The 26,711-nt window shown below is 49.1% G+C and carries 26 protein-coding genes, 1 pseudogene and 1 other annotated feature; of the genes and pseudogenes, 11 read left to right on the forward strand and 16 right to left on the reverse strand.

The window, feature by feature from the left end:
• Window positions 1–102: 102 nt before the first annotated feature.
• Window positions 103–459, reverse strand: a complete 357-nt coding sequence (locus A4G20_07040) for a hypothetical protein (protein ID QIW16103.1) — start codon at window positions 457–459, stop codon at window positions 103–105.
• A 62-nt stretch (window positions 460–521) separates the two neighbouring features.
• On the reverse strand, window positions 522–1,589 hold the full coding sequence (locus tag A4G20_07045; GenBank protein QIW16104.1) for a homoserine O-acetyltransferase: 1,068 nt from the start codon (window positions 1,587–1,589) through the stop codon (window positions 522–524).
• A gap of 175 nt (window positions 1,590–1,764) precedes the next feature.
• Here A4G20_07045 and A4G20_07050 point away from each other — a divergent pair, with 175 nt between their 5' ends.
• The 3 genes from A4G20_07050 (at window position 1,765) to A4G20_07060 (ending at window position 4,594) form a co-directional block, all read left to right on the forward strand.
• A complete protein-coding gene (locus tag A4G20_07050; GenBank protein QIW16105.1) occupies window positions 1,765–2,670 on the forward strand; it encodes a hypothetical protein in 906 nt (301 codons plus the stop codon).
• Window positions 2,654–3,346 (forward strand): hypothetical protein, encoded by a 693-nt coding sequence (locus tag A4G20_07055; GenBank protein QIW16106.1) that lies wholly within the window; start codon window positions 2,654–2,656, stop codon window positions 3,344–3,346. The genes A4G20_07050 and A4G20_07055 overlap by 17 nt, the downstream gene beginning before the upstream one ends.
• Window positions 3,347–3,493: 147 nt before the next feature.
• Entirely contained in the window at window positions 3,494–4,594 is a 1,101-nt protein-coding gene (locus A4G20_07060) for a murein transglycosylase A (protein ID QIW16107.1), read from the forward strand.
• Here the strand turns inward: A4G20_07060 and A4G20_07065 are convergent.
• The 8 genes from A4G20_07065 to A4G20_07100 all read right to left on the reverse strand — a co-directional run bounded on the left by A4G20_07065 (window position 4,591) and on the right by A4G20_07100 (window position 10,996).
• Entirely contained in the window at window positions 4,591–7,206 is a 2,616-nt protein-coding gene (locus A4G20_07065; GenBank protein QIW16108.1) for a protein-P-II uridylyltransferase, read from the reverse strand. The two genes, A4G20_07060 and A4G20_07065, sit on opposite strands and share 4 nt — an antisense overlap.
• Window positions 7,207–7,391: 185 nt before the next feature.
• Complete coding sequence (locus A4G20_07070) at window positions 7,392–7,715, reverse strand: hypothetical protein (GenBank protein QIW16109.1); 324 nt, start codon at window positions 7,713–7,715, stop codon at window positions 7,392–7,394.
• Window positions 7,716–7,786: 71 nt separating this feature from the next.
• On the reverse strand, window positions 7,787–8,239 hold the full coding sequence (moaE, locus tag A4G20_07075) for a molybdenum cofactor biosynthesis protein MoaE (protein QIW16110.1): 453 nt from the start codon (window positions 8,237–8,239) through the stop codon (window positions 7,787–7,789).
• A complete protein-coding gene (locus A4G20_07080; GenBank protein ID QIW16111.1) occupies window positions 8,240–8,485 on the reverse strand; it encodes a molybdopterin synthase sulfur carrier subunit in 246 nt (81 codons plus the stop codon).
• A 94-nt stretch (window positions 8,486–8,579) separates the two neighbouring features.
• Window positions 8,580–9,062 (reverse strand): molybdenum cofactor biosynthesis protein C, encoded by a 483-nt coding sequence (locus tag A4G20_07085; protein QIW16112.1) that lies wholly within the window; start codon window positions 9,060–9,062, stop codon window positions 8,580–8,582.
• A 140-nt stretch (window positions 9,063–9,202) separates the two neighbouring features.
• Window positions 9,203–10,225, reverse strand: a complete 1,023-nt coding sequence (gene moaA, locus A4G20_07090; protein QIW16113.1) for a cyclic pyranopterin phosphate synthase — start codon at window positions 10,223–10,225, stop codon at window positions 9,203–9,205.
• Window positions 10,214–10,360, reverse strand: a binding site (molybdenum cofactor riboswitch). Its footprint overlaps the gene before it by 12 nt.
• An 88-nt stretch (window positions 10,361–10,448) precedes the next feature.
• A complete protein-coding gene (locus A4G20_07095; protein QIW16114.1) occupies window positions 10,449–10,691 on the reverse strand; it encodes a hypothetical protein in 243 nt (80 codons plus the stop codon).
• Window positions 10,691–10,996: a DUF1902 domain-containing protein gene (locus A4G20_07100; protein QIW16115.1), complete on the reverse strand. Its 306-nt coding sequence runs from the start codon at window positions 10,994–10,996 to the stop codon at window positions 10,691–10,693. The genes A4G20_07095 and A4G20_07100 overlap by 1 nt, the downstream gene beginning before the upstream one ends.
• Before the next feature lie 221 nt (window positions 10,997–11,217).
• Here A4G20_07100 and A4G20_07105 point away from each other — a divergent pair, with 221 nt between their 5' ends.
• Window positions 11,218–13,215, forward strand: a complete 1,998-nt coding sequence (locus A4G20_07105; protein ID QIW16116.1) for a transketolase — start codon at window positions 11,218–11,220, stop codon at window positions 13,213–13,215.
• A gap of 67 nt (window positions 13,216–13,282) precedes the next feature.
• Here the strand turns inward: A4G20_07105 and A4G20_07110 are convergent, their stop codons facing one another.
• Together A4G20_07110 and A4G20_07115 are read right to left on the reverse strand one after the other, a co-directional pair.
• Complete coding sequence (locus A4G20_07110; GenBank protein QIW16117.1) at window positions 13,283–13,474, reverse strand: proteolipid membrane potential modulator; 192 nt, start codon at window positions 13,472–13,474, stop codon at window positions 13,283–13,285.
• Window positions 13,475–13,540: 66 nt separating this feature from the next.
• A complete protein-coding gene (locus A4G20_07115) occupies window positions 13,541–14,551 on the reverse strand; it encodes a fructose-bisphosphatase (GenBank protein ID QIW16118.1) in 1,011 nt (336 codons plus the stop codon).
• A 163-nt stretch (window positions 14,552–14,714) separates the two neighbouring features.
• Between A4G20_07115 and A4G20_07120 the strand changes: the two genes are divergently transcribed.
• The gene (locus A4G20_07120; GenBank protein QIW16119.1) at window positions 14,715–14,960 is read left to right on the forward strand and encodes a DinI family protein; all 246 of its coding nucleotides are present in this window, start codon (window positions 14,715–14,717) and stop codon (window positions 14,958–14,960) included.
• A gap of 40 nt (window positions 14,961–15,000) precedes the next feature.
• Window positions 15,001–16,869: a hypothetical protein gene (locus A4G20_07125; GenBank protein ID QIW16120.1), complete on the forward strand. Its 1,869-nt coding sequence runs from the start codon at window positions 15,001–15,003 to the stop codon at window positions 16,867–16,869.
• Window positions 16,870–17,144: 275 nt separating this feature from the next.
• On the opposite strand, the gene A4G20_07130 is transcribed toward A4G20_07125, so the two are convergent.
• Genes A4G20_07130 through A4G20_07145 form a run of 4 tightly spaced genes read right to left on the reverse strand, consistent with a single transcriptional unit; the run spans window position 17,145 to window position 21,808 of the window.
• Entirely contained in the window at window positions 17,145–17,843 is a 699-nt protein-coding gene (locus tag A4G20_07130; protein ID QIW16121.1) for a formate dehydrogenase subunit gamma, read from the reverse strand.
• Window positions 17,836–18,744, reverse strand: a complete 909-nt coding sequence (locus A4G20_07135) for a formate dehydrogenase subunit beta (GenBank protein QIW16122.1) — start codon at window positions 18,742–18,744, stop codon at window positions 17,836–17,838. The genes A4G20_07130 and A4G20_07135 overlap by 8 nt, the downstream gene beginning before the upstream one ends.
• A gap of 1 nt (window position 18,745) precedes the next feature.
• Window positions 18,746–21,169, reverse strand: coding sequence for a formate dehydrogenase-N subunit alpha (locus tag A4G20_07140; protein QIW16123.1), 2,424 nt, complete (start codon window positions 21,167–21,169; stop codon window positions 18,746–18,748).
• 48 nt (window positions 21,170–21,217) lie between these two features.
• Window positions 21,218–21,808 carry a sulfate ABC transporter substrate-binding protein gene (locus A4G20_07145; protein QIW16876.1) on the reverse strand — a complete coding sequence of 197 codons (591 nt, stop codon included), beginning with the start codon at window positions 21,806–21,808 and terminating at the stop codon, window positions 21,218–21,220.
• A 337-nt stretch (window positions 21,809–22,145) separates the two neighbouring features.
• On the opposite strand from A4G20_07145, the gene A4G20_07150 reads away from it, so the two are divergent.
• The 5 genes and pseudogenes from A4G20_07150 to A4G20_07170 all read left to right on the forward strand — a co-directional run bounded on the left by A4G20_07150 (window position 22,146) and on the right by A4G20_07170 (window position 26,666).
• On the forward strand, window positions 22,146–22,727 hold the full coding sequence (locus A4G20_07150; GenBank protein QIW16124.1) for a hypothetical protein: 582 nt from the start codon (window positions 22,146–22,148) through the stop codon (window positions 22,725–22,727).
• Window positions 22,728–22,775: 48 nt separating this feature from the next.
• A pseudogene (locus A4G20_07155) lies at window positions 22,776–23,590 on the forward strand (formate dehydrogenase family accessory protein FdhD).
• 23 nt (window positions 23,591–23,613) lie between these two features.
• Entirely contained in the window at window positions 23,614–24,930 is a 1,317-nt protein-coding gene (locus tag A4G20_07160; GenBank protein QIW16125.1) for a Xaa-Pro aminopeptidase, read from the forward strand.
• Between the two features lie 124 nt (window positions 24,931–25,054).
• Window positions 25,055–25,846, forward strand: a complete 792-nt coding sequence (locus A4G20_07165) for a nucleoside triphosphate pyrophosphohydrolase (GenBank protein ID QIW16126.1) — start codon at window positions 25,055–25,057, stop codon at window positions 25,844–25,846.
• A 97-nt stretch (window positions 25,847–25,943) separates the two neighbouring features.
• Window positions 25,944–26,666: a DNA-binding response regulator gene (locus tag A4G20_07170; GenBank protein ID QIW16127.1), complete on the forward strand. Its 723-nt coding sequence runs from the start codon at window positions 25,944–25,946 to the stop codon at window positions 26,664–26,666.
• The last annotated feature ends 45 nt before the right edge of the window (window positions 26,667–26,711 follow it).

The following is a 26,711-nucleotide window of genomic DNA, read 5'->3' on the forward strand; positions in this document are numbered from 1 at the left end:
AATACTTTATTATCTGACCGTGATGGCGCAAGTGTCCTCGCTTGTGCCGTCTTCAATATAAAGAGGCACCAGCCTAGAGGCTGGCGCCATCCTTTTAAATGTCTAAAAATTCACCACCTTATCCGCCCAAAGGGTCCAGGCTGCTACATCATCCAGCGTTCCCAATCCCACACCTTGGGCCAGTGGCAGCTCGGTAATGCCGCGCGCCTTGGTACAGCTGGTGCAGAGTTTCACTTCTGCCCCTTGGGCAGTTAAGATTTCTAAAACCTGCTGCACATTGGCCCCTTCGTTGGGGTTCTGGCCGGCCAGGCCTGCCAAGACGGAATCCGAAAAGCAGAAAATCTTAATGTCCACGTCCTTACCATATTCCTCTTGCAGATTGACCGCCAAGCGTAGGCCGTTGAACATTTTTTCGGTGCCATAAGGCGATTCGTTAAAGATAAAGAGTAGTTTTTGCATGTTATGCTCCTAAAATTTGTAAATTTTGTCTGAAAATCTCCCGCTTGTGGGGGAAATCTGGCCTATTCTAACCCACGTCTTATCATCGGCTCAAAGAAATCATAGTCCACCAAGAAGGAATCGTGGCCGAAAATAGAATTAAATTCGTGGTAATCCACCTCCACGCCTGCTTGTTCCAGCTTTTGCACACTCTTATGAATATCCACCTGCTTAAAGAGCTGATCGCTGGTGACAGCCACCAAGGTATAACGAGCCTTAATCCGTTCAAGTGCGGCCTGTTCATTGGCATAGCCCAGGGCAGGATCGTAGCGATCTAGGGCTCGCAAGAGATGAAGATAGGAATTGGCATCAAAGCGGTCGAGGAACTTCTTGCCCTGATAGCTGAGGTAGGATTCCACCTGGAAATGATCGCCCCAAATTTCGCTTTGCTGCTTGGTTTCCCGCCCAAAGGCCTTGGCCAGTTGCAGATCGGTTCGGTAGGTCAGCATACCCAGCATACGGGCGATTTTCAAGCCATCATGCGGAGGCTGGCTCTCGTAATAATCGCCGCCATTGAAATGAGGATCGTTAATAATGGCCTGGCGCATCACATGGTTAAAGCCGATGGCCTCGGCACTGAAGGTCAGGGAAGAACAAAGATTGATGATACGACCCACGCAATCAGGATAAGAAATCCCCCACTGGGTGGCCTGCATACCGCCAAAAGAGCCTCCTGCCACCGCATGCAAACGCTCAATGCCCAAGGCCTCGACCAAGGCCTTTTGCACCTTGACAATGTCTTGTACGGTAATAATCGGAAAGCGGCTGCCATAGGGCTTGCCTGTTTGCGGATTGAGTGAAGCCGGGCCTGTGCTGCCCTTGCAGCCGCCCAGCACATTAGAGCAGATAAAAAAATAGCGGTTGGTATCAAAGGCCTGGCCTGGCCCGATAAAATCCTGCCACCAGCCCTTGTCGCCCGAGGCAAAATAGGGTTCGGCATCGCCTGTTAAGGCATGGCACAAGAGCACGGCATTGCTCTTATCCGCATTGAGGCTGCCATAGGTTTGATAGGCCACCTCCACAGGCGAAAGCAAGCCCCCCGAGACCAACTCAAGAGGGCTTTGTGTAAAAAGACTAATCTGTTCTGCCATGAGAATCCTTGCAAATTTCCTGCATTTTCTAACCGCTTGTTATGGCGCATAAGGTAACCAGCACCTTAAACTTTGTCAAGAAATTTTAGCCATCTAAACGTCTAGCATTCTATTTGAGTTGCGAATTTCGCATAGTTAGCTATACTTAGCCTTTATTTTTACTCTGAAACGACCTATGCCAAACCACCAACCCGTTAAAGGCGCTATTGCCATTATCACCGCAGGCTTTCTCTTTGCCTGCGTAAATACCCTCATTCCCAAGCTAACCTCTGTTTCAAGCATTGATTCTAGCGTGGTTGCCCTGGTGCAGTATTTGGTCGCCTTTATCTTTCTTGTGCCTAGCATGAATAATGCGGGCTTTTTAAGTTCGCTAAAAACCCAGCACTTTGGCTGGCACTGCCTGCGGGTTTTCCTGTCTGCCATTGGTATTCAATGCTGGACCATGGCCTTGGCCTATCCTATTCCGATTTGGCAAGGCATTGCCCTGCTTATGACCTCGCCGCTTTTTGTGACCATCGGTTCAGGCCTCTTGCTCAAGGAAAAGGTCGATCGCAAGCGTTGGATTGCCACCCTGTTCGGTTTTATCGGGGCCATGATTATTCTTGAACCTTGGTCAGAAAACTTTGATTGGATCGTGCTTCTGCCTGTGGCTGCCGCCTTCTTCTGGGCCTGCTACTCGCTTATGGTCAAAAAACTCTCGGTTTACGATTCGCCAACCACCATGGTGGCCTATCTCTTTATTTTGATTACGCCTTTTAACCTGTTGATTGCCCTGACCAACCTCAGCCCAAGCGGCTTTAGTATGCCTTCTTTCAGCGATTTCGGCTTCTTGATCTTACTGGGCTTCTTAACCGCCCTGGCCCAACTGGCTGTGGCCAAGGCCTATAATTTAGCTGATGCTTCTTACATCCAGCCCTTTGACTTCATCAAGCTGCCCCTTAACGTGCTGGCAGGTTGGCTGGTCTTTAACTGGGTGCCACCTGGCAAACTCTGGCTGGGTGCGGCCATTATCATTGCGGCCACCCTTTACATCACCCATTCTGAAACCAAAAATTTAGGGAAAAATGACCAAGCAAACTGATCCAAAACCCGCTAAGCAAAAATTGCAACTTTCTCGCTTTTGCAAACCACTTGTTAAGGGCCTGGCCAGCCTGGGCCTGACTGGGCTCTTGGCTATTTTTGCCCTGGATTATTCGGTTTCCTACTTGGTTAAGGACAAGATCTACACGGACATTGAGCAGCTCCCCCACCGCCCCTATGCGGTGGTCTTGGGCACGGCCAAGTACTACCCTTCCCGTGCGCCGAATCTCTATTATAAATACCGCATTGATGCCGCCATCGCCCTTTACAAGGCCCGCAAGGTGGATGATTTTTTAGTCAGTGGTGACAATGCCACGCCCTACTACAATGAACCCCGGGTAATGACCAACGACCTACGCCGCAAGGGCATTCCCAATGTGCTCATCAAGCAGGATTATGCGGGCTACGACACTCTGGCTTCTATCATCAGGGCACATAAAACCTATGAGATCCCGGCCTTTACTATCGTCAGCCAACAGTTTCACTGCGAACGGGCCTTAATGATCGCTAAATTCAACCAAATTGACGCCATCTGCTATGCCGCCCAATACCCCGAAGGCCATTACCGTGTCCGCATTCGGGAGGTTTTTGCCCGAGTGGGGATGTATGTGGATTATCTGATGGGCAAGCAGCCTAAAACCTTAGATCTGGTCAAAGAACAGGTCGTTACAAAATAAACCACCCTTCCCTTTGCAAGTTTTGCCCATTAATCAACCGCTTGTTGGGCAAAATGATGAGCATTTAGCCTTAATTTCCCCTGTTCCTTTTGGCGATTTTTTGTTAATCTATCGCCCTTTTTTACATCCTCTTTTTTAGGTATCGACATGGCTTGGAAAGCATATAAAAAAATCGCCGCATTGGCCGGTATTGCCGTTTTGGTGGCAAGTTGTAGTTCAAACGCTCCACAAACTGGCTCAACCATGGGCCAACAATCAGCCCAATTTGGGGCCAAATTCAATGGCCGCCAGTTTATTCCCCAGCAGTATCCCCTGGTCAGAACCACCTCTTTAACCAGCAGTCAGCGCATTGTCAATCAAAGTGACTTCTTAAAGCAGGTGGCCAATGTGGGGGCCTATTCCTCCAGCATTAACAACCGCTTTGCTGGCACCTATGGCAAACTAAGCCGCTGGATTGCCAGTGGGGCAAAAATCAACGATTTGCCTAACTACGGCATTCATATCCGCCAAATGCGGGGCGAAGATGGCTATCAAAACGTCCTAATGACGGGCTACTATTCCCCAGTTTACAAGGCTCGCCGTACCCCTCAAGGCAAGTTCCGCCAGCCTATTTATGCCATGCCGGCCAATAAACGCTTTACCCGTGCCCAAATCTACGCCGGTGCCTTGGCCGGCCAGGGGTTAGAACTGGCCTATACCGAGTCCATGTTTGATAACTTTGCCCTGGGCGTGCAAGGCAGTGGCTATGTGGATTTTGGTGATGGCCGCTTAAACTACCTGGCCTATGCCGGCCAAAATGGCTTCCAGTACACCAGTGTTGGGCGTCTTTTGGTGGAAGATGGCGAAGTGCCAAGGGAAAAAATCTCTATGCAGGCCATTCGTGAATGGGGTGAGCGTAACCCGCACCGTTTCCAAGCCTTGTTAGAACGCAATCCGTCCTACGTTTTCTTTAAGCACGACCCGACAGGCCAGGTAAAAGGCTCTGCTGGCGTGCCGCTGATTGCCTTGGCCTCATTAGCCTCTGACCGCAACATCGTGCCATCTGGCAGCGTGCTCTTGGTGGAAATGCCTCTTATCGATCACCACGGCAACTGGACAGGTAAACACGAAATGCGCCTTATGATTGCCCTGGATGTGGGTGGCGCCGTTAAGGGTCAGCACTTTGACCTCTACCAGGGCATCGGCGATGCCGCAGGCCACAAGGCTGGGCTCATGAAGCACTACGGCCGTGTTTGGGTGCTGAATTAGAACTCTGCTAAAAGCCTTTCTTTTAAAACCGCTTGCTGCTGGTCAGTTAAAGCGGTTTTTTCTTGATTAGACACCACAAAATAATCCTCCACCCGCTCGCCAATGGTGGAAATTTTGGCGTTGAGCAAATTAAGGCCCAGCTCATTAAAGATATAGCTGACCTGGGCCAGCAGGCCTTCTCGATCTAAGGTAAAGAGCTCAAAGGCGGTTTGATCGGCCCGGTGGTGGTTGAGGAAACGCACTCGGGTGGAGCGGTTAAAGGTTTGATACTTAATCGGTTTTTTATGGGGCTTGAAGGTCTTGGCCTTGTCGTCTTGCAGGGTTTTAAGCAGAGCCTGTTGGATCTGCTGGCAACGATCAGGGCTGAGGGGCTTGCCCTTAAGATCGGTCACAATAAAGCTGTCAAAAACCAAGCCCTCTTTACTGGTAATAATTTGGGCATGATGAATGCTGACCTTCTTCTGGCTAAGCACCTGGGCAACTCGGGCAAAGAGCTGGGGCTGATCGGCACAATGAATAAAGATCTCGGTAGCAGTCTGGGTCTGGTTGCCGACCAAGACACTTGGTTTGCCTGTTTTTAGCAGGCCCAACAAGTGCCATTCTAGTTGCTTGGCATTATTACGGGCAAAATAACTCGGCGGGCAAGTCGCCCAAAAGGCTTGGGCAGCCTGCCACTGCTTAGAGCTTAAAATCAGCTTGAGGTGTTCACTGGCTTGCAAGCGATTGGTTGTGGCAAGTGCCTGATAGTCCAGAGCCTTTTTCTCTCCCATCCGTAATTTTTCCAGGGTAAATTGATGGAGCTGGGCCAAAAGCGACCGCTTCCAATCGTTCCACAGGGTTTCATTGGTGGCACAAATGTCGGCTACGGTCAGGCAGGTTAGGGCATTTAAAGCGGTGGGTTCGCCCACTATATTGGCAAATTCACCCACAATAGCGGGGTCAAAAATATCCCGCCGCTGGGCGGTGATAGACATGGTTAAATGCTCAGCCACCAGCCAGGCCATAAAAGAGGCCTGCTCCTCATTAAAGCCGTGGAGCTTGGCAAAATCATACATCTCCACTGCCCCATTTTGGGCGTGATCGCCCTCCCGCCCCTTGGCGATATCGTGTAAAAGTGCCGCAAAATAAATCAGTGATCGGTCAGCAATTTGGGGGAAGAGCTGGCAGCATAAGGGGTGCTGGGCCTGGTTGGCTGGGTCTAAAAAGCTCTCCAGCTTGAGCATAACCCGCACGCTGTGTTCGTCCACCGTGTAGAGGTGGAACATATCAAACTGCATCAGGCCAGTAATCCCCTGCCAGGCAGGGAAATAGGCCTCCAGCACACCTAATTGGTGCATGGGTACAATGGCTCGAGCCACCATTTGGGGCTGGGTAAAGAGCAGCACAAATCGCTCACGGGCTTGAGGGTAATCACAAAGCGGTCGCTCCAACAGCTGCACTGCCAAGCGTAGCTGTCGCAGGGTTTGGGTGCTGGCCTTGGCTTGGGGTTGAGCAGTTAAGTGGAGAAAGAGATCTAGGATAGTAGATGGATCTTTTTGAAAGATATCATTTTCTCGACAGAAAATCAGGCCATCTTGTAGGTAAAAATAGCTAACCTCTTCCCCCCTTTCAAAAAGGGATTCTTCTGCCGTAGGGTGGGCATCCCTGCCCACCATAAAATTATCGGTTAAATCGGTGGGCAAGGATGCCCACCCTACCACTTTTAAAACATTTTGTTCAAAATGATTGAGCAAAAGCTGACTTAATTGCGAAATGGACTGGGTGGCATGAAAATAGCCCCTCATCATGGCCTCTACCGCCTGATTGCCTTGACCAAAGCCCAGATCCTCTGCCAGTTGCAACTGCCGGTCAAAACGCAGGCGGTTGTCGTAGCGTTTTAGTTGCAAATGTAGGCCAAACCGCATTTTAAAGAGGGTTGCCTCTGCCGCCTTAAGCTCCTCATATTCCTCCTCAAACAAGATCCCCTGCTCAAAGAGAGCTTGCAGGGAATGAATGCCGTAGTGCCGCAGCATAATCCACATGAGCAAGTGCAGATCCCGCAGGCCGCCTGGGCTGTGTTTAAGGTCGGGCTCAAGGTTGTAGCTGGTGTTGTGGTAGCGGGCATAACGCTCGGCCTTCTCAGCCATTTTGGCCTGGAAGAAGTCCTCAATGGGCCAAAAATCAGGCTGGTAGAGCTGGGCTTGCAGATCTTCCCAAAGGGGACGATTACCCGCCAAATACCGCCCCTCAAACATATTGGTCGCCACCGAAATCTCTGCCCGCCCCACCTCAAGGCACTCTTCCACCGTCCGAATACTGGATCCTACCTGCAATTTAACATCCCACAAGCGGGTTAAAATGAGGTTGATTTTTGCATGAGTCGCCTCATCAAGTGGGGCTTGGCAAAGGATGAGAATATCCAAATCCGACAGGGGAAACATCTCCCGCCGGCCATAGCCACCTACGGCAATCAGGGCTAGGTTAGGGTTTTGATCAAGGCCCTTTTCTTGCCAGAGCTGCATAAGCAAATTATCTAAGAAATCAGACCGTTTGTGGATGAGCTCAAAGACATCGCAGGTGGCGAAGGCGGTGGCTTGGATTTGGTTGAAAAGGGCGAGTTGGGATTGGGGCATGGGTATTTAATCTGACAAAATAATGTCTCTAAATAGGATAGCGCCAGCGTCCCCGCTGGTGCTTATATCCTATTGATAAACCAAGCACCAGCCTGGAGGCTGGCGCCATCAGTGGAAAGCAACAATATAATTGATTAGCCTGTTTTATTTAAAACAAAACCTAGCACCCTCGTGCTAGGTTCATCTTACTTCTGATTCGGTTGCTTATGGGCGTGTTCGGCCATTTTTTGGCGGATGCCGCGGCGTTCTTTGGAGAGCTCTGCATTGCGGATCATATAGTCGTCCACACGGCTTTCATAGTCCTCACGCATATTGGCAATAATGGCACGCACCTGCTCAATGCTCATATCATCAGTGATGTATTGGTTGAGGTTGTCGAGCAATAAGACACGTTTTTGGTTATCACGGATTTTTTTATCGTTATCAGCGGTTTCACGCAACAGTTTGTTTTTTAAGCGATATAGGTGAACATAGTCCAACATATCTTGAAACGATTGTTTTTTATCCATTTTAAAATCCTCTTGGGTTGAAAATTAGCGATTCAATCCTAGCCCTTTTGGGGCCTTTCGTCAAAGGCTTCTTACCATTTTTGCGCGGCTTTTTGATCGCTGTCACGTCCCTCAATCCAACGCTCACCATCACTTGTGGTTTCCCGCTTCCAAAAGGGGGCTTTAGTTTTGAGGTAGTCCATAATAAATTCATTGGCATGATAGGCATCACCCCGGTGGGCAGACGACACGCCGACTAAGACAATTTCATCGCCTGAGTGGAGCTGGCCAATGCGGTGAATAACCGCCACCCGTTGCAAGTCCCAACGGCTACGGGCCTCATCCACGATTTCTTGTAGGGCCTTTTTGGTCATGGCTGGGTAGTGCTCCAAATAGAGGCCTGACACGCTATCACCCAGGTTCATTTCCCGCACCTTGCCGATAAAGAGCGTAGTTGCTCCCACGCTATGATGTTGGCTAAGCCAGCGGTAGATCTGGTTTTGATCGAACTGGGCTTCTTGTACTTCAATAAGGGTCTGCTGCATTTAGCCCCCTGTTACTGGTGGGAAGAAGGCAACTTCATCGCCATCTTTGATGGCTGAGGTCAGTGGCGAGATGGTTTGGTTAATGGCAACCAAAAGTTTGCCCGCTTCCAAGGCCAGGGCCCATTTGCCCCCTTGTGCAGCCAAATGCTGGCGGAGAGCTTCAGCGGTGTCGAAATTGGCCTCAAGCTCAAGCTGGTCTGTGCCGACCAGTTCTCGGGTTTGGGCAAAGAAAAGGATTTTAATCATTGATTTATCTCGTTTTGTAGGGGCGAATTACATTCCTCGCTGGTGCTAGATAAGGTTTATAAAGGCACAAGTGTGGACACTTGCGCCATCAAAACTAAGGGGTTGGTGCAACAAAATCCCCCGACTTGCCGCCACTCTTACTGAGCAAGCGGACATTTTCAATCACCATATCCTTCTGCACCGCCTTGCACATATCATAGATAGTGAGAGCAGCCACACTGGCGGCCGTTAGGGCTTCCATTTCTACCCCTGTTTTGCCTGTCAGCTTGCAAAGGGATTCGATCCGCACCTGGTTGGTTTCAGGCAGGGCTTCCAGTTGCACTTCAACTTTAGAGAGCAAAAGTGGATGGCAAAGAGGAATAAGCTCCCAGGTGCGTTTTGCGGCCTGAATGCCAGCAATACGGGCAGTGGCAAAAACATCGCCCTTGTGGTGGTTGCCTGAAATAATCATTTGCAGGGTTTCAGGCTTCATTGTCACAAAAGCCTCAGCACGGGCTTCCCGCACGGTTTCTTGTTTGGCGGAGACATCCACCATATTGGCTTCGCCGTTTGTATTTATATGGGTAAATTGGTTCATAGAATGATTTTGCAAAAAAGTAGTGAAATTTAACCGCTTGTAGGGACACATTGCATGCGTCCATGCGATATTTATGTTCAGATAAAGCCTGCGGACGCATGCAATGCGTCCCTACAATAGGCTATTTGAGCTTATCGGTTTTAGCCCCCAATCGAGGCCAGATTATTCCGCACGCCACTGTCGCCGATATGCAGATAGTGGTGCTCCCGCTTGCCTTGTAGGGCTGCTTTCAAGCGGGCTTCAAGCTGGAAGTGCTGACCTGGCTCTTGAAGCAGATCACGCAGGTCGATACCCTCTTCGCCAAAGAGGCAGAGGTGCAACTTGCCTAGGGCAGATACCCTTAGGCGGTTGCAGGAGGCACAGAAATTCTTTTCATAGGGCATAATCAGGCCGATTTCACCCAGATAATCAGGGTGCGATAAAACCTTGGCAGGCCCGTCAGACAGGGCCTTTTCTTGCAGAACCCAGCCTTCATTAAGCAGGCGTTGCATAATGGTTTGGCCTGATAGGTGTTGGGTTTGGAAGAAGCTATCCATTTCGCCCGTTTCCATCAGCTCAATAAAACGCATTTGGATGGGCTTGTCCTTGATCCACTTAAGGAAATCGTCCAGCCCCTTGGCCGTGTACTGCTTCATCAGCACAGCATTGACCTTGATTTTCTGGTAGCCAATTTCAAAGGCCTTATCAATACCACGCAGGATGGACTGCAACTTATCCGCCCCAGTAATAAGCTGGAACTGGCGAGGGTCTAGGCTATCAACACTCACATTAATATTGCTAATCCCCGCTTCACGCCAAAGGGCGATATCTTTCTCCATACGGTAGCCGTTGGTTGTCAAGGCCACCTGGCGAATACCGGGGGTTTGGGCGATGGTATGGGCGATTTGCAGGAAGTCCTTGCGTAGCGTGGGTTCACCACCTGTGATCCGCACCTTTTCTGTGCCTAAGTTGGCAAAGGTGGACACCAAGCGTTGAATTTCATCTGGCTTGAGGAAGGTTTGCTTGTGAGCAGGCGGCTGGTAGCCGTCTGGCAGGCAATAGTTGCAACGAAAGTTGCAGACATCGGTAATGGATAGCCGCAAATAAACATACTGGCGCTGGAAGCGGTCAATAAGCTGGGAAACGGAGGCATCGCCGACATTTTTAATCGGGATAGTTTGCATTGGACACCTTTCTAAACACGAGTGGACAGTTCATTTCTAAACAATCCATTGAATAAGCGAACTTATTACAGGCTCTGCCACCTTATCTTTCTTATCGTAAGACTTAGGTAAACAGGCTCGGAGTCGGAAAATATTGGGTTGCTAGTGTGCGAAATTGTGGGAGATTAGTCAATATGCAAGATTTTTTATAACGCTAAATAGATAACAAGCGGGCTGATCTAGGCTATTTTTTGCATTCTTTAAAAAATTCCTTGGTAGATAAGCCTGCCTGTCTAGCCATTGATTTGATCAGGGCCTTATCAAAGGGAGAAATGTGTTTATCGACCGTGACAAGAAATTTACCCCGCTCATCTACTCTAATCCATTGTTCGTGAGCGGTGCCTGTTTTAGGCTTCATTTCAAAGCCTAGGCGTTTGAGGGCTGTGGTAACTTCCTTGTAGGTTAAGGGGCTAATTCGGGTAAACATTAGGCAAAGCAATCTTCTTCAAAAAATGCAATCCCTTTCTTATTACCATTGACAATAGAAAGAAATTTCAGCCAGTAATATTTAATCCACAAAGAAAGTGGTGCTGGGCGATTGAGCAGCTGCAAAGCATATTGCGGCTCAGCATTGGCTTCTGCAATAAAATCTTGAATTTGAGCATCCAGTTTATCCATTGCTTCTCGCTGGGTATTAGCCTGAGCAGCCAAAGAGAGATCTAAGCAAACTGCAATAGCCAAATCACCGTTTTGGTAGGCCATACAACGAATGGTTTTGCGATATTTTTTCATAAATCCTCACGAAATGAAAGCCTATCATACTGAAATAGGCTGTCCTAGGCAATGAAATTTGCAGGTTCTCTTGCCATTTATACCGCTTGTTTTGATTACTTATGATTATTTCATTTTTCGCTCTTCCGATCTGCGCTTTTACGAAGAAATTGTTGGGTTTTCGGGGCAAAAATAGTGTAGAATCGGGGGACTTTTTCCTTTCTTATCTTTAGGAGTTTTACATGACAGAACGTAAAAAACTGGCCAATGCCATCCGCTTTTTAGCCATGGATGCAGTACAAAAAGCCAATTCAGGCCACCCTGGTGCGCCAATGGGCATGGCAGACATCGCCGAAGTGCTTTGGCGTGATTTCTTAAACCACAACCCAAGCAACCCACAATGGGCCAACCGTGACCGCTTTGTGCTGTCTAACGGCCATGGCTCCATGCTTATTTATAGCCTCCTACATCTCACAGGCTACGATCTCTCCATTGAAGACCTGAAACAGTTCCGTCAATTACACTCCAAAACCCCAGGCCACCCAGAATACGGCTACACCCCAGGCGTGGAAACCACCACTGGCCCATTAGGTCAAGGCATTGTAAACGCTGTAGGTATGGCCATTGCTGAAAAAACCTTGGCAGGCCAATTCAACCGTGAAGGCCACAAGATTGTGGATCACTACACCTACGCTTTCTTAGGCGATGGCTGCTTGATGGAAGGGGTTTCTCACGAGGCCTGCTCCCTTGCTGGCACACTTGGTTTAGGCAAACTCATTGCTTTCTACGATGATAACAACATTTCGATTGATGGACACGTTGATGGCTGGTTCACCGACAACACAGCAGCCCGCTTTGAAGCCTACGGCTGGCAGGTTATCCGCAATGTGGATGGCCACGATGCTGATCAGATCCAATTTGCCATTGAAAATGCCAAAGCAGAAAGCGACCGCCCTACCCTGATCATCTGCAAAACCATCATCGGTTACGGTTCACCAAACAAACAAAATTCCCACGACTGCCACGGTGCACCATTAGGCGATGCCGAAATTGCCGAAGCCCGTAAATTCCTTAACTGGGAACACGCCCCATTTGAAATCCCAGCCGAGGTTTACACCGCTTGGGATGCCAAAGCCAAGGGTGCCGTGGCGGAAAAAGAGTGGAATGCCAAATTTGCCGCTTATGAAGCCGCTTACCCAGAGCTTGCTGCTGAATTTAAACGCCGCACTGCAGGCGACTTGCCAGCCAACTGGGAAGCCCAATCCCAAGCCTTTATCGAGCAATTACAGGCCAACCCAGCCAATATTGCCAGCCGCAAGGCCTCACAAAATGCCATTGAAGCCTATGCTCATATCTTGCCAGAACTCTTAGGCGGCTCAGCAGACTTAGCCAGCTCAAACTTAACCTTATGGTCAGGCTCTCGCCCAATCCGTGCCAACAGCAACGTGGACGGCAACTATATCAACTACGGCGTGCGTGAGTTTGGCATGTCGGCTATTATGAACGGTATCGCCCTACACGGTGGCTTCATTCCTTACGGTGCAACCTTCCTCATGTTTATGGAATATGCCCATAATGCGGTGCGGATGGCAGCGTTAATGAAACAACGCTCTCTCTTCGTGTACACCCACGATTCCATCGGCCTAGGCGAAGACGGCCCAACCCATCAACCAGTGGAACAAACCGCAGCATTACGTTTAATCCCACGTTTAGACACCTGGCGCCCAGCCGACCAAGTAGAATCTGCCGTGGCCTGGAAAGCAGCCCTTGAGCGTAAAGACGGCCCATCAGCCCTTATCTTTACCCGCCAAAACCTGGCCCAACAAGAACGTAATGCAGAACAACTTGCTAATGTTGCTCGTGGTGGTTATGTGTTAAAAGATTGCGATGGCCAACCAGAGTTAATCTTCATTGCAACTGGTTCAGAAGTGGAACTAGCAGTGAAAGCCTACGAGCAACTGACTGCTGAAGGCAGAAAAGTGCGTGTAGTGTCTATGCCATCAACCAACGTCTTTGATCGCCAAGACGCTGCCTACCGTGAAGCCGTGTTACCAGCCGCTGTCACCAAGCGTGTTGCGGTAGAAGCGGGTATTTCCGACTTCTGGTACAAATATGTAGGCTTTGAAGGCCGCATTGTGGGCATGAACACCTTCGGTGAATCAGCGCCTGCTGGCGAACTCTTCAAACTCTTCGGCTTTACTGTGGAAAACGTAGTAGCCAAGGCCAAAGAAATTCTCTAGTTTGTCTAAAAACAATAAACCCGCTTACAAGCGGGTTTATTTTTATCTTTTTTTGCAAATTCAAGGCTTATTTATTGGCCAGCGATTGGGCAATCTTTTGATCGGTCTTATATTGAGACAGGGCGTAAACCGCCCAAATGGTAGCGGGCAACCAGCCTAAAACCGTAATCTGTAAGATGAGGCAGATAATGCCTGCAAAGGGGCGGCCAATGGTAAAAAAGGTTAGCCAAGGCAATAGAAAGGCAATAAGCAATCTCATAAATACTCCTTATATTGATTAAGCAATGCAAGGAGTATCTCAAAAAATACCTGCTTTTAAAAGCCCTTATTCCTGATCTGCAAATTCAACCATCATTTTACCCGCTTGTTCCACCATATTTTTAGAGCCTACAAAGAGCGGTACACGTTGGTGCAACTCAGTTGGCTGAAGATCTAAAATACGGTTAAAACCATCGGTTGCCAGGCCGCCCGCTTGTTCGGCCAAGAAGGCCATTGGGTTGCCCTCATAGAGTAGGCGGAGTTTGCCCTTTGGATAGCCTGTGGTTTGTGGGTAAATATAGATGCCGCCCTTGAGCATATTGCGGTGGAAGTCAGACACTAAGGAGCCGATATAACGGGCTGAATAAGGGCGTTTTTCCTCTGGCACTTCTTCCTGGCAATATTTGATAAATTTTTTCACGCCCATTGGGAATTTGAAGTAAGAGCCTTCGTTAATGGAATAATATTTGCCCGCCTCTGGGATCTTAATGTCTGGGTGGGAGAGGCAGAAGAGGCCCAGCGATGGCTCATAGGTAAAGCCATTAACACCGTTGCCTGTGGTATAAACCAACATGGTAGACGAGCCATAAACCACATAGCCAGCCGCCACTTGGCGGTTGCCTGGTTGTAAGAAGTCTTCCAGGGTCACTGGCGTGCCAATGGGGCTGACACGGCGATAAATAGAGAAAATGGTGCCGACGGCCACGTTTACGTCAATATTAGATGAGCCGTCCAGCGGATCGGTTAAAACGATGTATTTGGCATTACGGCTTTGTTCATTGTCGAAGACCACAATGTCCTCTTCTTCTTCTGAAGCAAAACCCGCCACTTCGCCACGAGCAAGCAGGGCAGCCTTCATTTTTTCGTGGGCAAAAATATCCAACTTCATTTGGCTCTCGCCTTGAACATTTTCGTTGCCTGAAAAGCCGATAATATCGTTGGTTAAGCCAGCCTTGTTAATATCACGGTGGATAATTTTGGCCACCAAGCGGATGGCTGCCAAAATGCTACTCAACTCCCCCTTGGCATTGGGGTATTCGGCCTGTTTCTCAACAATAAATTCACCTAAGGTTTTCATATAGTCCTCCAATTGATTTCCTTTATTCCATTATACCTACCTCTTAAGGATTATTCTGTGATCTAGGACACATTTTTATGAAAAACAGATACTGACATTATTTACAACTGATTTTAAAACCAGTAAACTGTATGTAATTTCAGTAAATCTTATGGAGCAATTTATGAGCAAAAGTATCGACATCCGCATGGCCCATCCCTATGGCATGAAAGCTGAAGCCTTTGAAAAGGCCTTGGGCATTGTAGAAAAAGCCCTGACCAAGGAATACCCAGACGCCCTTATCCGCATTCGCAAGTCCACCTCCATGAATGAGGTATCCGTTTTTGGCTTTGGCAAAGAGGGCAAGGCCGAGGTGGACGCTTTTTTAGAAGCGCTCTTTAACGACAGCTATTTGTTTGAAGATCTCTAAATTTACGTGCCTTTGGGCTTAAAATGGCTAAAATAGGCTCATGCGAAAATTAGTCATCTTAACCCAGCCTGAAGCCCATGATTTCGGCTCAACCATCAGGCTGGTGCAAACTGCCAGCCAGCCCTTTGAACTGGACTTTTCCCAGGCAAGAAGTCTCTTGGGCAAACAGCTCCCCTGCGCCCTTTATGATATGCGGGGGAAAGCTGGTCTTTGTCTCAATTTAGAGGCCCTGGCCATTGTGGCAGGCTGCATTATGCAGGGCGGAAGCCTCGTCCTGCTCTGCCCTGATTGGCAACGGCTAGAAGAAATTATTGATGAAGACGCCCTGCGTTGGAATGGACAGGAGGCTATTGCCACCCCTCGTTTTTATGCCCATTTCAAACGTTTGGTTGAGGACTTTGGTTTTGAGCTTGATCCGCCTGATTTTGCCCTAACAAGCGGGCAAAATCCCCCTACTTTTGGCAAATTCACACCCCAACAGGCACATATTTTTGAGAAACTGCCCAGCCACCCAGCCCAGGTTCATTTGATTACCGCCCCCCGAGGGCGGGGCAAATCCACCCTGGCAGGTAAATTAGCCCAGGCCCTTGCCCAGGAGCAAAAGGTTTTGGTCACGGCCAAAAACCAAGCTGCCCTGGCCAGCTTTTGGCAGGAGGCTTCTGCAAACGCGATTGACTTTATGGCACCCGATCATCTGATGAGGCAGATTGAGCAAGGCCAGATCAGCCCAAACCACTGGCTCTTTATCGATGAAGCCTCCAGCTTGCCTCTGCCCATGCTGGGCCAGCTCTGCCACTTCTTCCAAAAAGTGGTGCTGACCACCACCACGCAAAACTATGAGGGCACGGGCAAGGGTTTTAGCCTCAAATTCCTGCCCCTGCTTGGCAACAAGCCTTATAAGCACTGGCAGCTGACCACGCCCCTGCGGTTTAAGGAAAATGATCCCTTGGAAGCCTTTATCAATCAGTTGCTCCTGCTTGAGGAAGACCAAGTTCAAGGGCAAGATGCCTTACACGATTTTTACCAGCTCCTCTGCCAGGCCCACTACAAAACCACGCCCAGCGATTTACGCCGTTTGTTTGATGCGCCCCATCAGCATTATTTAATTCAAATGGAAGAAAAGCGCTGCTTGGCCGGCCTTTGGGCCGTGGAAGAGGGCGGGCTAGATGAGGCATTAACGGCTGCCATTTGGCAGGGCACACGCCGCCCCCAAGGGAATTTAGTGGCTCAATATCTCTGTTTTCAGGCCAATCTGCCCCAGGCCTGTCGGCTACGCTCTCTGCGGATTTCCCGCATAGCAGTTGAGCCATCAAAACAAAATCAAGGCAGGGGCAAGCGGTTGGTTTCTGACTTTATTTTGCAAGCCCGAGAAAAGGGAGGGCTGGATTATCTGTCGGTCAGCTTTGGTCTGACCCAGCCCCTCTACCACTTTTGGCTGGCTTGCGGTTTTAAACTGGTACAAATCAGCCAAAAACCCGAGGCAAGTAGCGGCTACCACAGTGCCATGATGCTCCTACCCCTTTCTCCTCAAGGCAAGAGCTTGGTTGATGAGGCCCTCTCCCAATTTGAAAGAGATTTACCCTTACTACCCCTTTCCAATCATTTGCAAGAAATCCTGCCAAAACCACCGCTTGTTGAGATGGCTTTAAGCGAGCGAGACTGGCAAAACCTGCATTTATTCGCCACCACACCTCGTAAGCTTTCAGCTTGCTACGCCAGCTTGAAGCGTTTGCAGGCAGCCTATCCTAAGGAATTTACTGGCTTGGATAAACTCTTTTCCAGCCAAGGGGAAGACCATAAGGCTTTATTGGCTGAGTGTAAAAAAGCTATTTTAGGCCTAGGGGCTGTTGATAATTCCCCCCTCAGCCCTTCGGGCAGCTCCCCCGCAAGCGGAGGGAGCGAAAGTTAGACAAAATCTTGATGAAAAACTTCCCTCCACCCGCTTGCGGGGGAGGTGCCGAAGGCGGAGGGGGGGATTTAATTACCTTTAAGCAAATTATCAACAGACCCTAGGGTAACGAGTTACCCTAGTTTAAATATGATCTTGCCCCTTTGGGGCAAAAGACACACCATTCCCCAAAGGGGAATGATTATGTCTAACCGTGGGTAATTCATTACCCACGGTACATCAATAAAAAAGGATTAGACCCGAAGATCTAATCCTTTTTTTCTCAACAACCACTTTTAAGATTTATGCTTTTCTGCGTCTTGGCGTGCTTTTTCTTCCAATTCTTTTTCAAGTTTTGGCAGCACATCTTCACGGTACCATCTTGGATGGTGTTTTTTGGCCCAGCGGACAGTTACCCAGCCTTCCACCATACTGCGGATGGAGCCTTTGACCCAGAAGGCCATGTAGATATGCACCATAATGCCGGTAAAGAGCAAGAAGGCACAGGCCGAGTGGAGCAAGATGGCAATGCGTAGCACAGGGATGGAGAAGTTATGGGAGAAGTATTGTCTCCACATAATGATACCTGTGATGAGCAAGGTAAACATGGCGATAATCAAGGTCCAGAAAAGTAATTTCTGGCCAAGGTTATATTTGCCATTGTCTGCCACAGCATGCTCATTACCTTTTAAGACCTCCACAATGCCCTTGGCCCAACGGATATCGTTTTTCTCTGGAATATTGTGCTTCCAGTAGATAAGCGCTAGGTTAATGAAGGCCGCAAACATCACCAAGCCCGTAAAGGGGTGGATGGCTCGAGCAATTTTTGGTGTACCAAAGATTTCTGTCAGCCATGAGAAATCAGGGAAGAAGAAGGCCAACCCTGATAAGCCCGTGGTAAAGAAACAGATAACCAAGAGCCAGTGGCTTAAACGAGCAGGCAATCGGTGACGAACGATACGGTGGTCGTTACTGATCTTCATTTTCTTACTCATCTTTGCCTCCTGCATGGTCTTCTTCGTGCTCATGCTCTTCATCTAGTTCTTCGGTGTTCGGGCCAATTGACACATAGTGGGCAATTTCCGCAAGGGCCAGGCCGCCCATGGCCACCGCAGCGACTGGTTTAAGCACATCTTTCCAAAGGGTAATGGTTGGATCGATGCCCGGATCTTTTGGCAGGCCAGAATAAAGTTCTGGCTTGTCTGCATGGTGAAGCACATACATAACGTGCGTGCCGCCCACGCCCTCTGGGTCGTAGAGGCCTGCGTTTTCGTAGCCACGGGATTTGAGATCTTCGATACGTCTTTCGGCGTAGCGCTTCATATCATCCTTGCTACCAAAACGAATGGCACCCGTTGGACAGGTTTTGACACAGGCCGGTTCTTGGCCCACATTGACCCGATCCACACAAAGGGTACATTTGTAAACCCGGTTGTCGTCTGGGTTCATGCGTGGAATGTTGAACGGACAACCCGCAATACAGTAACCACAGCCAATACACTTGTCTGACTGGAAGTCCACAATCCCGTTTTTATACTGGATAATGGCACCTGGTGACGGACAGGCTTTTAAACAGCCTGGTTCAGAACAGTGCATACAGCCGTCTTTACGGATGAGCCACTCAAGGCGGTCGTTTTCTTCCACCTCGTTGAACTTCATCACCGTCCAGGCCTTGGCATTCAGATCGATTGGGTTATCATAAACCCCCACGCATTTTTCAGGCTCTGCCCGAATATCATTCCATTCGGAGCAGGCCACCTGGCAGGCCTTACAGCCGATACAGGTGGTCACGTCAATGAGCTTGGCCACTTCAAACTTGTGGTCACGAGCTTGTTCTGGTGGCGTAACAAATGATGTCGCCGACATTTTGATAATATCTTGAGTCTGTACACCCATCTTACGCCTCCGCTATTTTCTCAATGTTCACAAGGAAGGTTTTAAATTCAGGGGTTTGCGTGTTGCCATCGCCCACACGAGGGGTCAGGTTGTTAGCAAAATAGCCCTTCTTACCTAGGCCAGCAAAGCCCCAGTGGATTGGAATACCCACGGTATGAATTGGCTTGCCGTCCGCCTCCAAGGAACGAATACGCTTGGTCACCACCGCAACGGCCTTGATAAAGCCACGTTTGGAGGTCACTTTCACATGATCACCATTGGCAATGCCTTTTTCGGCCGCCAACTGTTCGCTGATTTCCACGAATTGTTCAGGTTGAGCAATCACGTTGATAAGCGAGTTTTTGGTCCAATAGTGGAAGTGCTCAGTCAAGCGGTAGGTTGTTCCCACATACGGGAAGTCTGCCGATGTACCGATGGCTTCACGGTCATGATCCAATAAGCGTGCCACTGGGTTTGATACCACATTCGGATGCAGCGGGTTGGTGCCGATAGGCGACTCAATCGGTTCATAATGCTCTGGGAATGGCCCTTCTGCCATCTTGTCGAGGGCAAAGAGACGGCTAACCCCTTCATTTTGCATAATAAACGGTGTCACATCGCTGTTTGGCGGCGCTGTGCCGTAGTCTGCCACGTCAATGTAGTTCCAGTTTTTGCCATTCCATTTGACCAACTGGCGTTTCGGGTTCCACGGGTTGCCCGCACGGTCTGCACTGGCTCGGTTGTAAATAATCCGGCGGTTGAGCGGCCATGCAAAGGCCCAGCCCAAGGTATTACCCAAGCCTGATGGATCGGAATTATCACGGTTGGCCATTTGGTTGCCCTTCGGTGTCCATTGGCCAGTGTAGATCCAGCAGCCTGATGAGGTTGTGCCGTCATCACGCAATTGAGCGAAGCTTGAGAGCAATTCGCCTTTTTTGACCACCACATTGCCATTGGCATCCAGTAAGTCTTCCAAGGCATAACCATTGTTTTCTTTGGCTACTTCGTCCGCTTTTGGCTCAAGCGGGTTAGCATAGTTCCAGGTCATGGCTTCAAGTTGGGCTAAACCACGGCCCCCCTCTTTGTGGTAGAGGTGGAGCAACTCTTCACGGATTTCAGACAAGATGTCGATATCTGGCTTAGCAAATTCAGGCTGATCTGCCCCCTTCCAGTGCCATTGTAACCAACGGCCTGAGTTGGCAATCGAGCCATCTTCTTCCACGAAACAAGTGGTTGGCAGGCGGAAGACTTCGGTTTGAATATCCTCGCTCTTCACATCGTTGAACTCGCCATAGTTCTTCCAGAACTCGGAGGTATCGGTGATAAGCGGGTCAAAAATAACCAAATATTTCAACTTGCTTAGGGCCTTGATGATCTTGCCCGTGTTCGGGTAAGAGGCAATCGGGTTCATACCCTGGCAGAAATAGCCATTTACCTTGCCGTGATACATGGCATCAATAAAGCGCAGGTGGTCAAAACGCACTTTTTCCTGTTTTGGCAGGAAGTGGTAGCCAAATTCATTGTCCTTGGTTGCCTTGTCGCCATAGAAGGTTTTAAGCAGGCTTACAAAGAATTTCGGCGTGTTTTGCCAATAGTTTACCTGGCCCTTGATCATGGTTTTCGGGGTAATACGATCCAAGAAGGCCTGCAAGCTGGTATCGCTTTCGCTTGGTAGCGGCAGATAACCCGTTAGCATATGCGGGAAGAGGCCTAAGTCGGTAATACCTTGTACGTTAGAGTGGCCACGCAGGGCGTTCACCCCACCACCTGCCACGCCGATGTTACCCAGTAGCAACTGGATCATGGCCATGGTACGGATATTTTGTGAACCCACTGAGTGCTGTGTCCAGCCTAAGGCATACAAGAAGCTGGCGGCTTTTTTCGGATCGGAGGTTTTGGCGATTTCCTCACAGAAAATTTGGAAATCTTTTTGTTTGGTACCACAAATCCGTTCTACCATTTCAGGCGTATAGCGTTCAACGTGGGCCTTAAGCATATTGATCACACAACGTGGATCCTGCATGGTCATATCACGTTTTGGCTGGCCTTCTTCATCGAATTGATAGGTCCAGCTGGATTTATCATAGCTGCGTTTGGCTTCGTCATAGCCCGTAAAGAGGCCGTCTTCAAACTTGAAGCCTTCGTCCACCAAGAAGGTGGCATTGGTATAGTATTTAACGTATTCGTGTTGGATCTTGTCGTTGGCCAACAAATAGCGGATCACGCCTGATAGGAAGGCAATATCCGTACCAGAACGCAGTGGCATATAGATGTCAGCAACAGATGCGGTACGGTTAAAGCGTGGATCGACCACCATTAATTTCGCACCGTTTTGTTTTTTGGCTTCAATCACCCAGCGGAAGCCAACAGGGTGAGCTTCAGCAGCGTTACCACCCATTACAATAACGAGATCGGAGTTTTTAATATCACACCAGTGGTTGGTCATGGCACCGCGACCAAATGATGGAGCAAGACTTGCTACCGTTGGTCCGTGTCAGATACTCGCTTGGTTATCGGTAAAAATCATACCGAGGGAGCGAACCCACTTTTGTGTTAATAAACCCGTTTCGTTACTACAGGCAGAGCCAGCGAGGAAACCTGCGGTCATCCAACGATTGACTTCTGTGCCTTCGGCATTTTTCTCAATATAGTTGGCATCGCGGTCGTCTTTGATGTGGCGGGCAATCCGCTCAACAGCTTCATGCCAGGAAATGCGTTTCCACTCGGTTGAGCCTGCTTCACGCACTTCTGGGTATTGGACCCGACGAGGGCTGTTTACATAGTCCAAGGCACCTGCACCTTTCGGGCATAATGCCCCACGGCTGACTGGGTGGTCTGGGTCGCCCTCAATATGGAAAAGTTTGCCCTTTGAATTGGTTGATAAGCCATGGCCCATGCTATATAAAAGCATGCCACAGCCAACCGCACAATATGTACAGGTGTTGCGTGTTTCACGAGCACGCAAGAGTTTGTATTCACGAGGCGCTGCCAAGGCCGTTGCTGGGGCAAACCCTAGCATAGCCGCAGACGTTCCCGCCATACCACCTGCACAGATCTTGAAGAATTTTCTTCGATTGACCTGCATCATAATCACTCCTAAACCGAAAACGGTTGTCCACTTTTAAGAATATTTGAGTTGATAAAACACCAACTAACCCTGCTATTATTCACCCAGCTTTCTGAGATGCGAATACCTCTTTGCCGTGAATATGCAAATTGATTGATTTTTATCAAACCAAAATTTGCAGAATTATACAAATTTTTAACATTTAAAACCATAAGCAGCACAATTTATTTACACTTTCTATGAGATAAATCAAATTTTTCGGCCAGTTCTCCTTGTTTTCCCGCCCCTAAAAGCAGCAAAAACCTATTTCTTTTAGGTTACAAACTTGTTATAGTCGCCCCACTTCCCTTGAAAAATGAGAATATTTGTGAAAATTTCTGCAAAACTGACCGCTTGTGGCCTACTTTTTGCCGCAAACCTTGCCCCAGCCAACCCGCTGGCCATTACGGAGAAAGAAATCAACCACTATCTTGAGCATAATCTGGCCGAGAAAGTCCCGCTTGAAAACAAAGTGGGCTTTGGCAAGCTCTTTCAGCTTCACTACAAGCTGGATGAGCTTTCCACCCAAATTGGCCGTACAGACGAAAAACGGGTGGCGGTAACTGGCCTCTTGGATGGCAAACTCTCCCTGCAAGGCAGAAATTATGATGCCAAGATCCAGCTCAACCTGGACACCATTCCCTACTATTCCCCTGAAAAAGGCGCCCTCTATCTCCAAGATGTCCGCCTAAAAAACTGGCACATCACGCCCGATAAATACCAAAACCAACTGCAAATGCTTATGCCCATGCTCATGGAAAGCGTCAGCAGCCTGCTTAACCACTACCCTGTTTACACCTTGGACGAATCCGACACCAAACAAGCCCTTATTAAGAAATTCGGCAAGGGCATTGTGGTGGAAAAAGGCCAAATTCGTTTAGAGGCCAGCCTGTTCTAAGAGCAAAATTGGCGTATAATGGGGCATTTTTCCTGAATGATAAATATGATGCAAGATTCCACCCCTTTTGACGCTACCCGCCTAACCTTCGGCAATCAAAGCCTAAGCCTTGCCCCTCAAGAAGACCAGCTTATCAGCGAAGTACCTGTGGCCCTGGTCTATAACGGCATTTCCCATACAGTGATGATGTGTACCCCAAGGACTTGGCCGATTTCGCCCTGGGTTTTTCCCTGGCCGAGGGGATTTTAAGGGACAAGAGCCAGCTCTATGGCCTGGATATTATTGAGCAGCCACAAGGGGTTGAAATTCAGCTAGAAATTGCAAGCCGCCAGTTTGTGGCCCTCAAGGAAAAACGCCGCTCTATGGCAGGCCGCACGGGCTGCGGCATTTGCGGGGTAGAACAACTGGAACAAGTCCAGCAATCTTGCCAATTTTTCCCCCAATTCAACCGCTTGCAGGCAGTCGATCCTGCCATGCTTCCTGCCTGCCTTGAGCAGCTTGAAGCCCACCAAGATTTGGCCAAACGCACAGGCGCCAGCCACGCTGCTGCCTTTTTCTCGCCTGAAGGCCAGCTCTTAGCCATCAGAGAAGATGTGGGCCGCCATGTTGCTCTGGATAAACTCTTGGGCTGGTATACCCAGCAAAATGCCCCACTGGGCTTTGTTTTTGTTACCAGCCGTGCCAGCTTTGAAATGGTGCAAAAATGCCTGGCCTGCGGGGTGGAAATGCTTTGCGCCATCTCCGCCACCACCCAAATGGCCGCCCAAATGGCCAAGGCCAATCATTTTACCCTGCTAGCCTTCACTCGCCCAGGCAAAACCACCGTCTATTCAGGCCTAGAACGCCTGGCCCTACCCAATTAACCACAGAATAAAAAGGAGAAAATATGGATTTAAGCTACCTAGCCCAGCTGCCACAAGAAGAATTTCGCACCCGCCGCCAAAAGCTACTTGAGCAGATGCAGGACAATTCCGCCCTCTTGGTCTTTACCGAAAGCGAAAAACGCCGCAATAACGACTGCCATTACGTTTTCCGCCCAGATAGCTACTTCTGGTATCTAACAGGCTTTGCGGAACCCCAGGCGGCCCTCTTATTGATCAAAAAAGCGGGGCAAACTCAAAGCATTCTCTTCCTAAGAGAAAAAGACAAGGAACGGGAAACCTGGGACGGCCGCCGTTTAGGCACTGCTGCTGCCCCTCAAGCCCTTAATCTTGATGCGGCCTACCCCATTGAGGAAATCGAAGGCAAACTTGCAGAAAAACTGGCTAACCTCACCGCTTGCTACCATGCCCGAGGCCTGCAAACCTGGGGCGATGAACTGCTCTTTAAGAGCCTAGATAAGATTGCCGCCCAACGCCAAAAGGCCCCAACCCAACTGATTGACTGGCAGCCTATCCTGTCTGAAATGCGTCTCTTTAAGTCTCAAGCCGAAATTGCCCTCATCCAAAAGGCCTGTGAAATCTCTGCTCTAGCCCATATTCGAGCCATGAAACAAACCCGCCCCAACCGCTACGAAATGGAAATTGAGGGCGAGATCCAACACGAATTCACCCGCTTCGGGGCCAGATTTCCTTCTTATAACTCCATCGTGGCCGGCGGCGACAATGCCTGCATTTTGCACTACACCGAAAACGATCAGGTGCTAAAAGATGGCGATCTCCTCTTAATTGATGCAGGTGCTGAGTTCGCCATGTACGCTGGCGACATCACCCGCACCTTCCCCATCAATGGTAAGTTCAGCCCAGCCCAAAGGGAGATTTATGAACTGGTACTGACCATGCTGAAAGAGGCCACCAAGCTCTTGGTGCCAAATAGTTCTATTAAGGCGGCTAATGATAAAGCAGTGGAAATTATGGTTGAAGGCTTGGTAAGACTGGGCGTGATGAAGGGTGAGGTCAAAACCCTTATCGAAGAAAAGGCCTACAAGGCCTACTATATGCACGGCCTGGGCCACTGGCTGGGGCTGGACGTCCATGATGTAGGCGACTACGGCACAGAACGGGATAGGTCGCTTGAAATCGGTATGGTCTTAACCGTTGAGCCTGGCATTTATATTCCACAAGATGCCGACGTGCCTGAGGCCTACAAGGGCATTGGGGTGCGGATTGAGGACAATCTGCTTATCACCGACTACGGCAACAAAAACCTGACCTCAGGCTGCCCGAAAGAGATTGAGGATATTGAGGCCTTGATGGCGGGTTAAAATATAGAAATATTGATGGCGCCAGCCTCCAGGCTGGTGCCTGTATATCAAGCACTTATCAGCACCAGCGAGGACGCTGGCGCTATCCTAGAAGGATAATCAACAAGGACTAGAAGGACTTTATATGACCACCATGACCGATTTTATCCAGCTGGTCGCCCAGCTTCGCCATCCTGAAAAGGGCTGCCCTTGGGATCTGAAACAAGATTTCGACAGCATGCTGCCTCACCTACTTGAAGAAACCTATGAAGTCGCCGAGGCCATTCACACCAAAGACCGCGCTGCCCTGCGGGAGGAATTAGGCGATTTGCTCTTGCAGGTGGTATTTCTTAGCCGTTTGAGCGAGGAGGAGGGAACATTTTCCTTTCAAGATGTACTAAACGACGTTTTTGATAAGCTCATTCGCCGCCATCCTCATGTGTTTGGCGACCAAACAGCTGGCAACAGTGAAGAGGCCCTTTCCCGCTGGGAGGAGATGAAAGCGGTTGAAAAAGCTCAAAAATCTGCAAATGAGGCCAGCTCAATTTTAGATGATCTGCCCTTCGCCCTGCCTGCCCTGACCCGGGCCCATAAGCTGCAAAAACGCTGTGCTAAGGTGGGTTTTGATTGGGCTTCACTGCCGCCTGTGCTGGCCAAGGTGGAGGAAGAGCTGGAAGAGGTCAAACAAGAGCTAGAAAAACAGCCCCAAGACAGGGAAAAACTGGGCGAGGAATTGGGCGATCTGCTCTTTGCGACTGTAAATTTATGTCGCCATTGTCAGTTTGAGGCGGAAAGTAATCTTCGTCACGCTAACGTAAAGTTTGAAAATCGCTTTAGAAAAGTAGAAAAAATGGTGGAAAAAGACGAAAAAAACCTCTCATCTTGCAGTCTTGATGAATTAGATAATTACTGGAATCAAATAAAACTGTTGAAATAAATTGACAAAAGTGGGTAAAATGTTCAAATTGATTGCCGTTAAAACCGATTTAGCGGGTCATACCCACGACAAAACTATAATGGATAGGAACCAAGCTATGCCAAAAATTTTGCTTGTAGATGATGATGTAGAACTCACAGAACTTCTTGCTGAGCTGCTTTCCTTGGAAGGATTTGATATTCGTGTTGTACACAACGGGCAGGATGCCTTAAATGATCTTGAGTTAGCACAATATGAACTCATTTTATTAGATGTGATGATGCCTGTCTTAAATGGCATTGAAACCCTCAAGCATATTCGCCAAAAATACGATACGCCTGTTTTAATGCTTAGCGCCCGTGACGATGAAATCGACCGTGTGCTAGGCCTTGAACTGGGGGCGGACGACTACCTGCCGAAGCCCTTTAATGATCGGGAATTGGTTGCCCGTATTAAGGCCATTTTACGCCGCACGGCCAGCACCAAATCACCACTCTTGGACGGCCTTGACAGCAGCTCAGGCGATAAGGACAACAAGCAGTTGCAATTTGGCGGGGTGGAACTCCATTCTGGCCGCCAACAGGCCACCTATCAGGGCAAGGACTTAGAATTAACCGGCACGGAATTTGCCCTGCTGCAAATGCTCATTCGTAACCCAGGGCAAATTCTTTCCCGTGAACTCCTAAGCCTGGAAATTTTAGGCAAACGCCTGACCCCTTACGACCGAGCCATTGATATGCACATTTCCAACCTGCGTAAGAAATTGCCAGAACGAGATGATAATTTGCCTTGGTTCAAAACCCTGCGTGGTCGAGGCTATTTACTGGTCACTGAAAAATAATCTTCAAAATCCCTCGATTTTCGGGGATTTTTACTTATGAGATTG

The organism is Pasteurellaceae bacterium RH1A, assembly GCA_012221805.1.
In the GTDB taxonomy this organism is placed as follows: Bacteria; Pseudomonadota; Gammaproteobacteria; order Enterobacterales; family Pasteurellaceae; genus RH1A.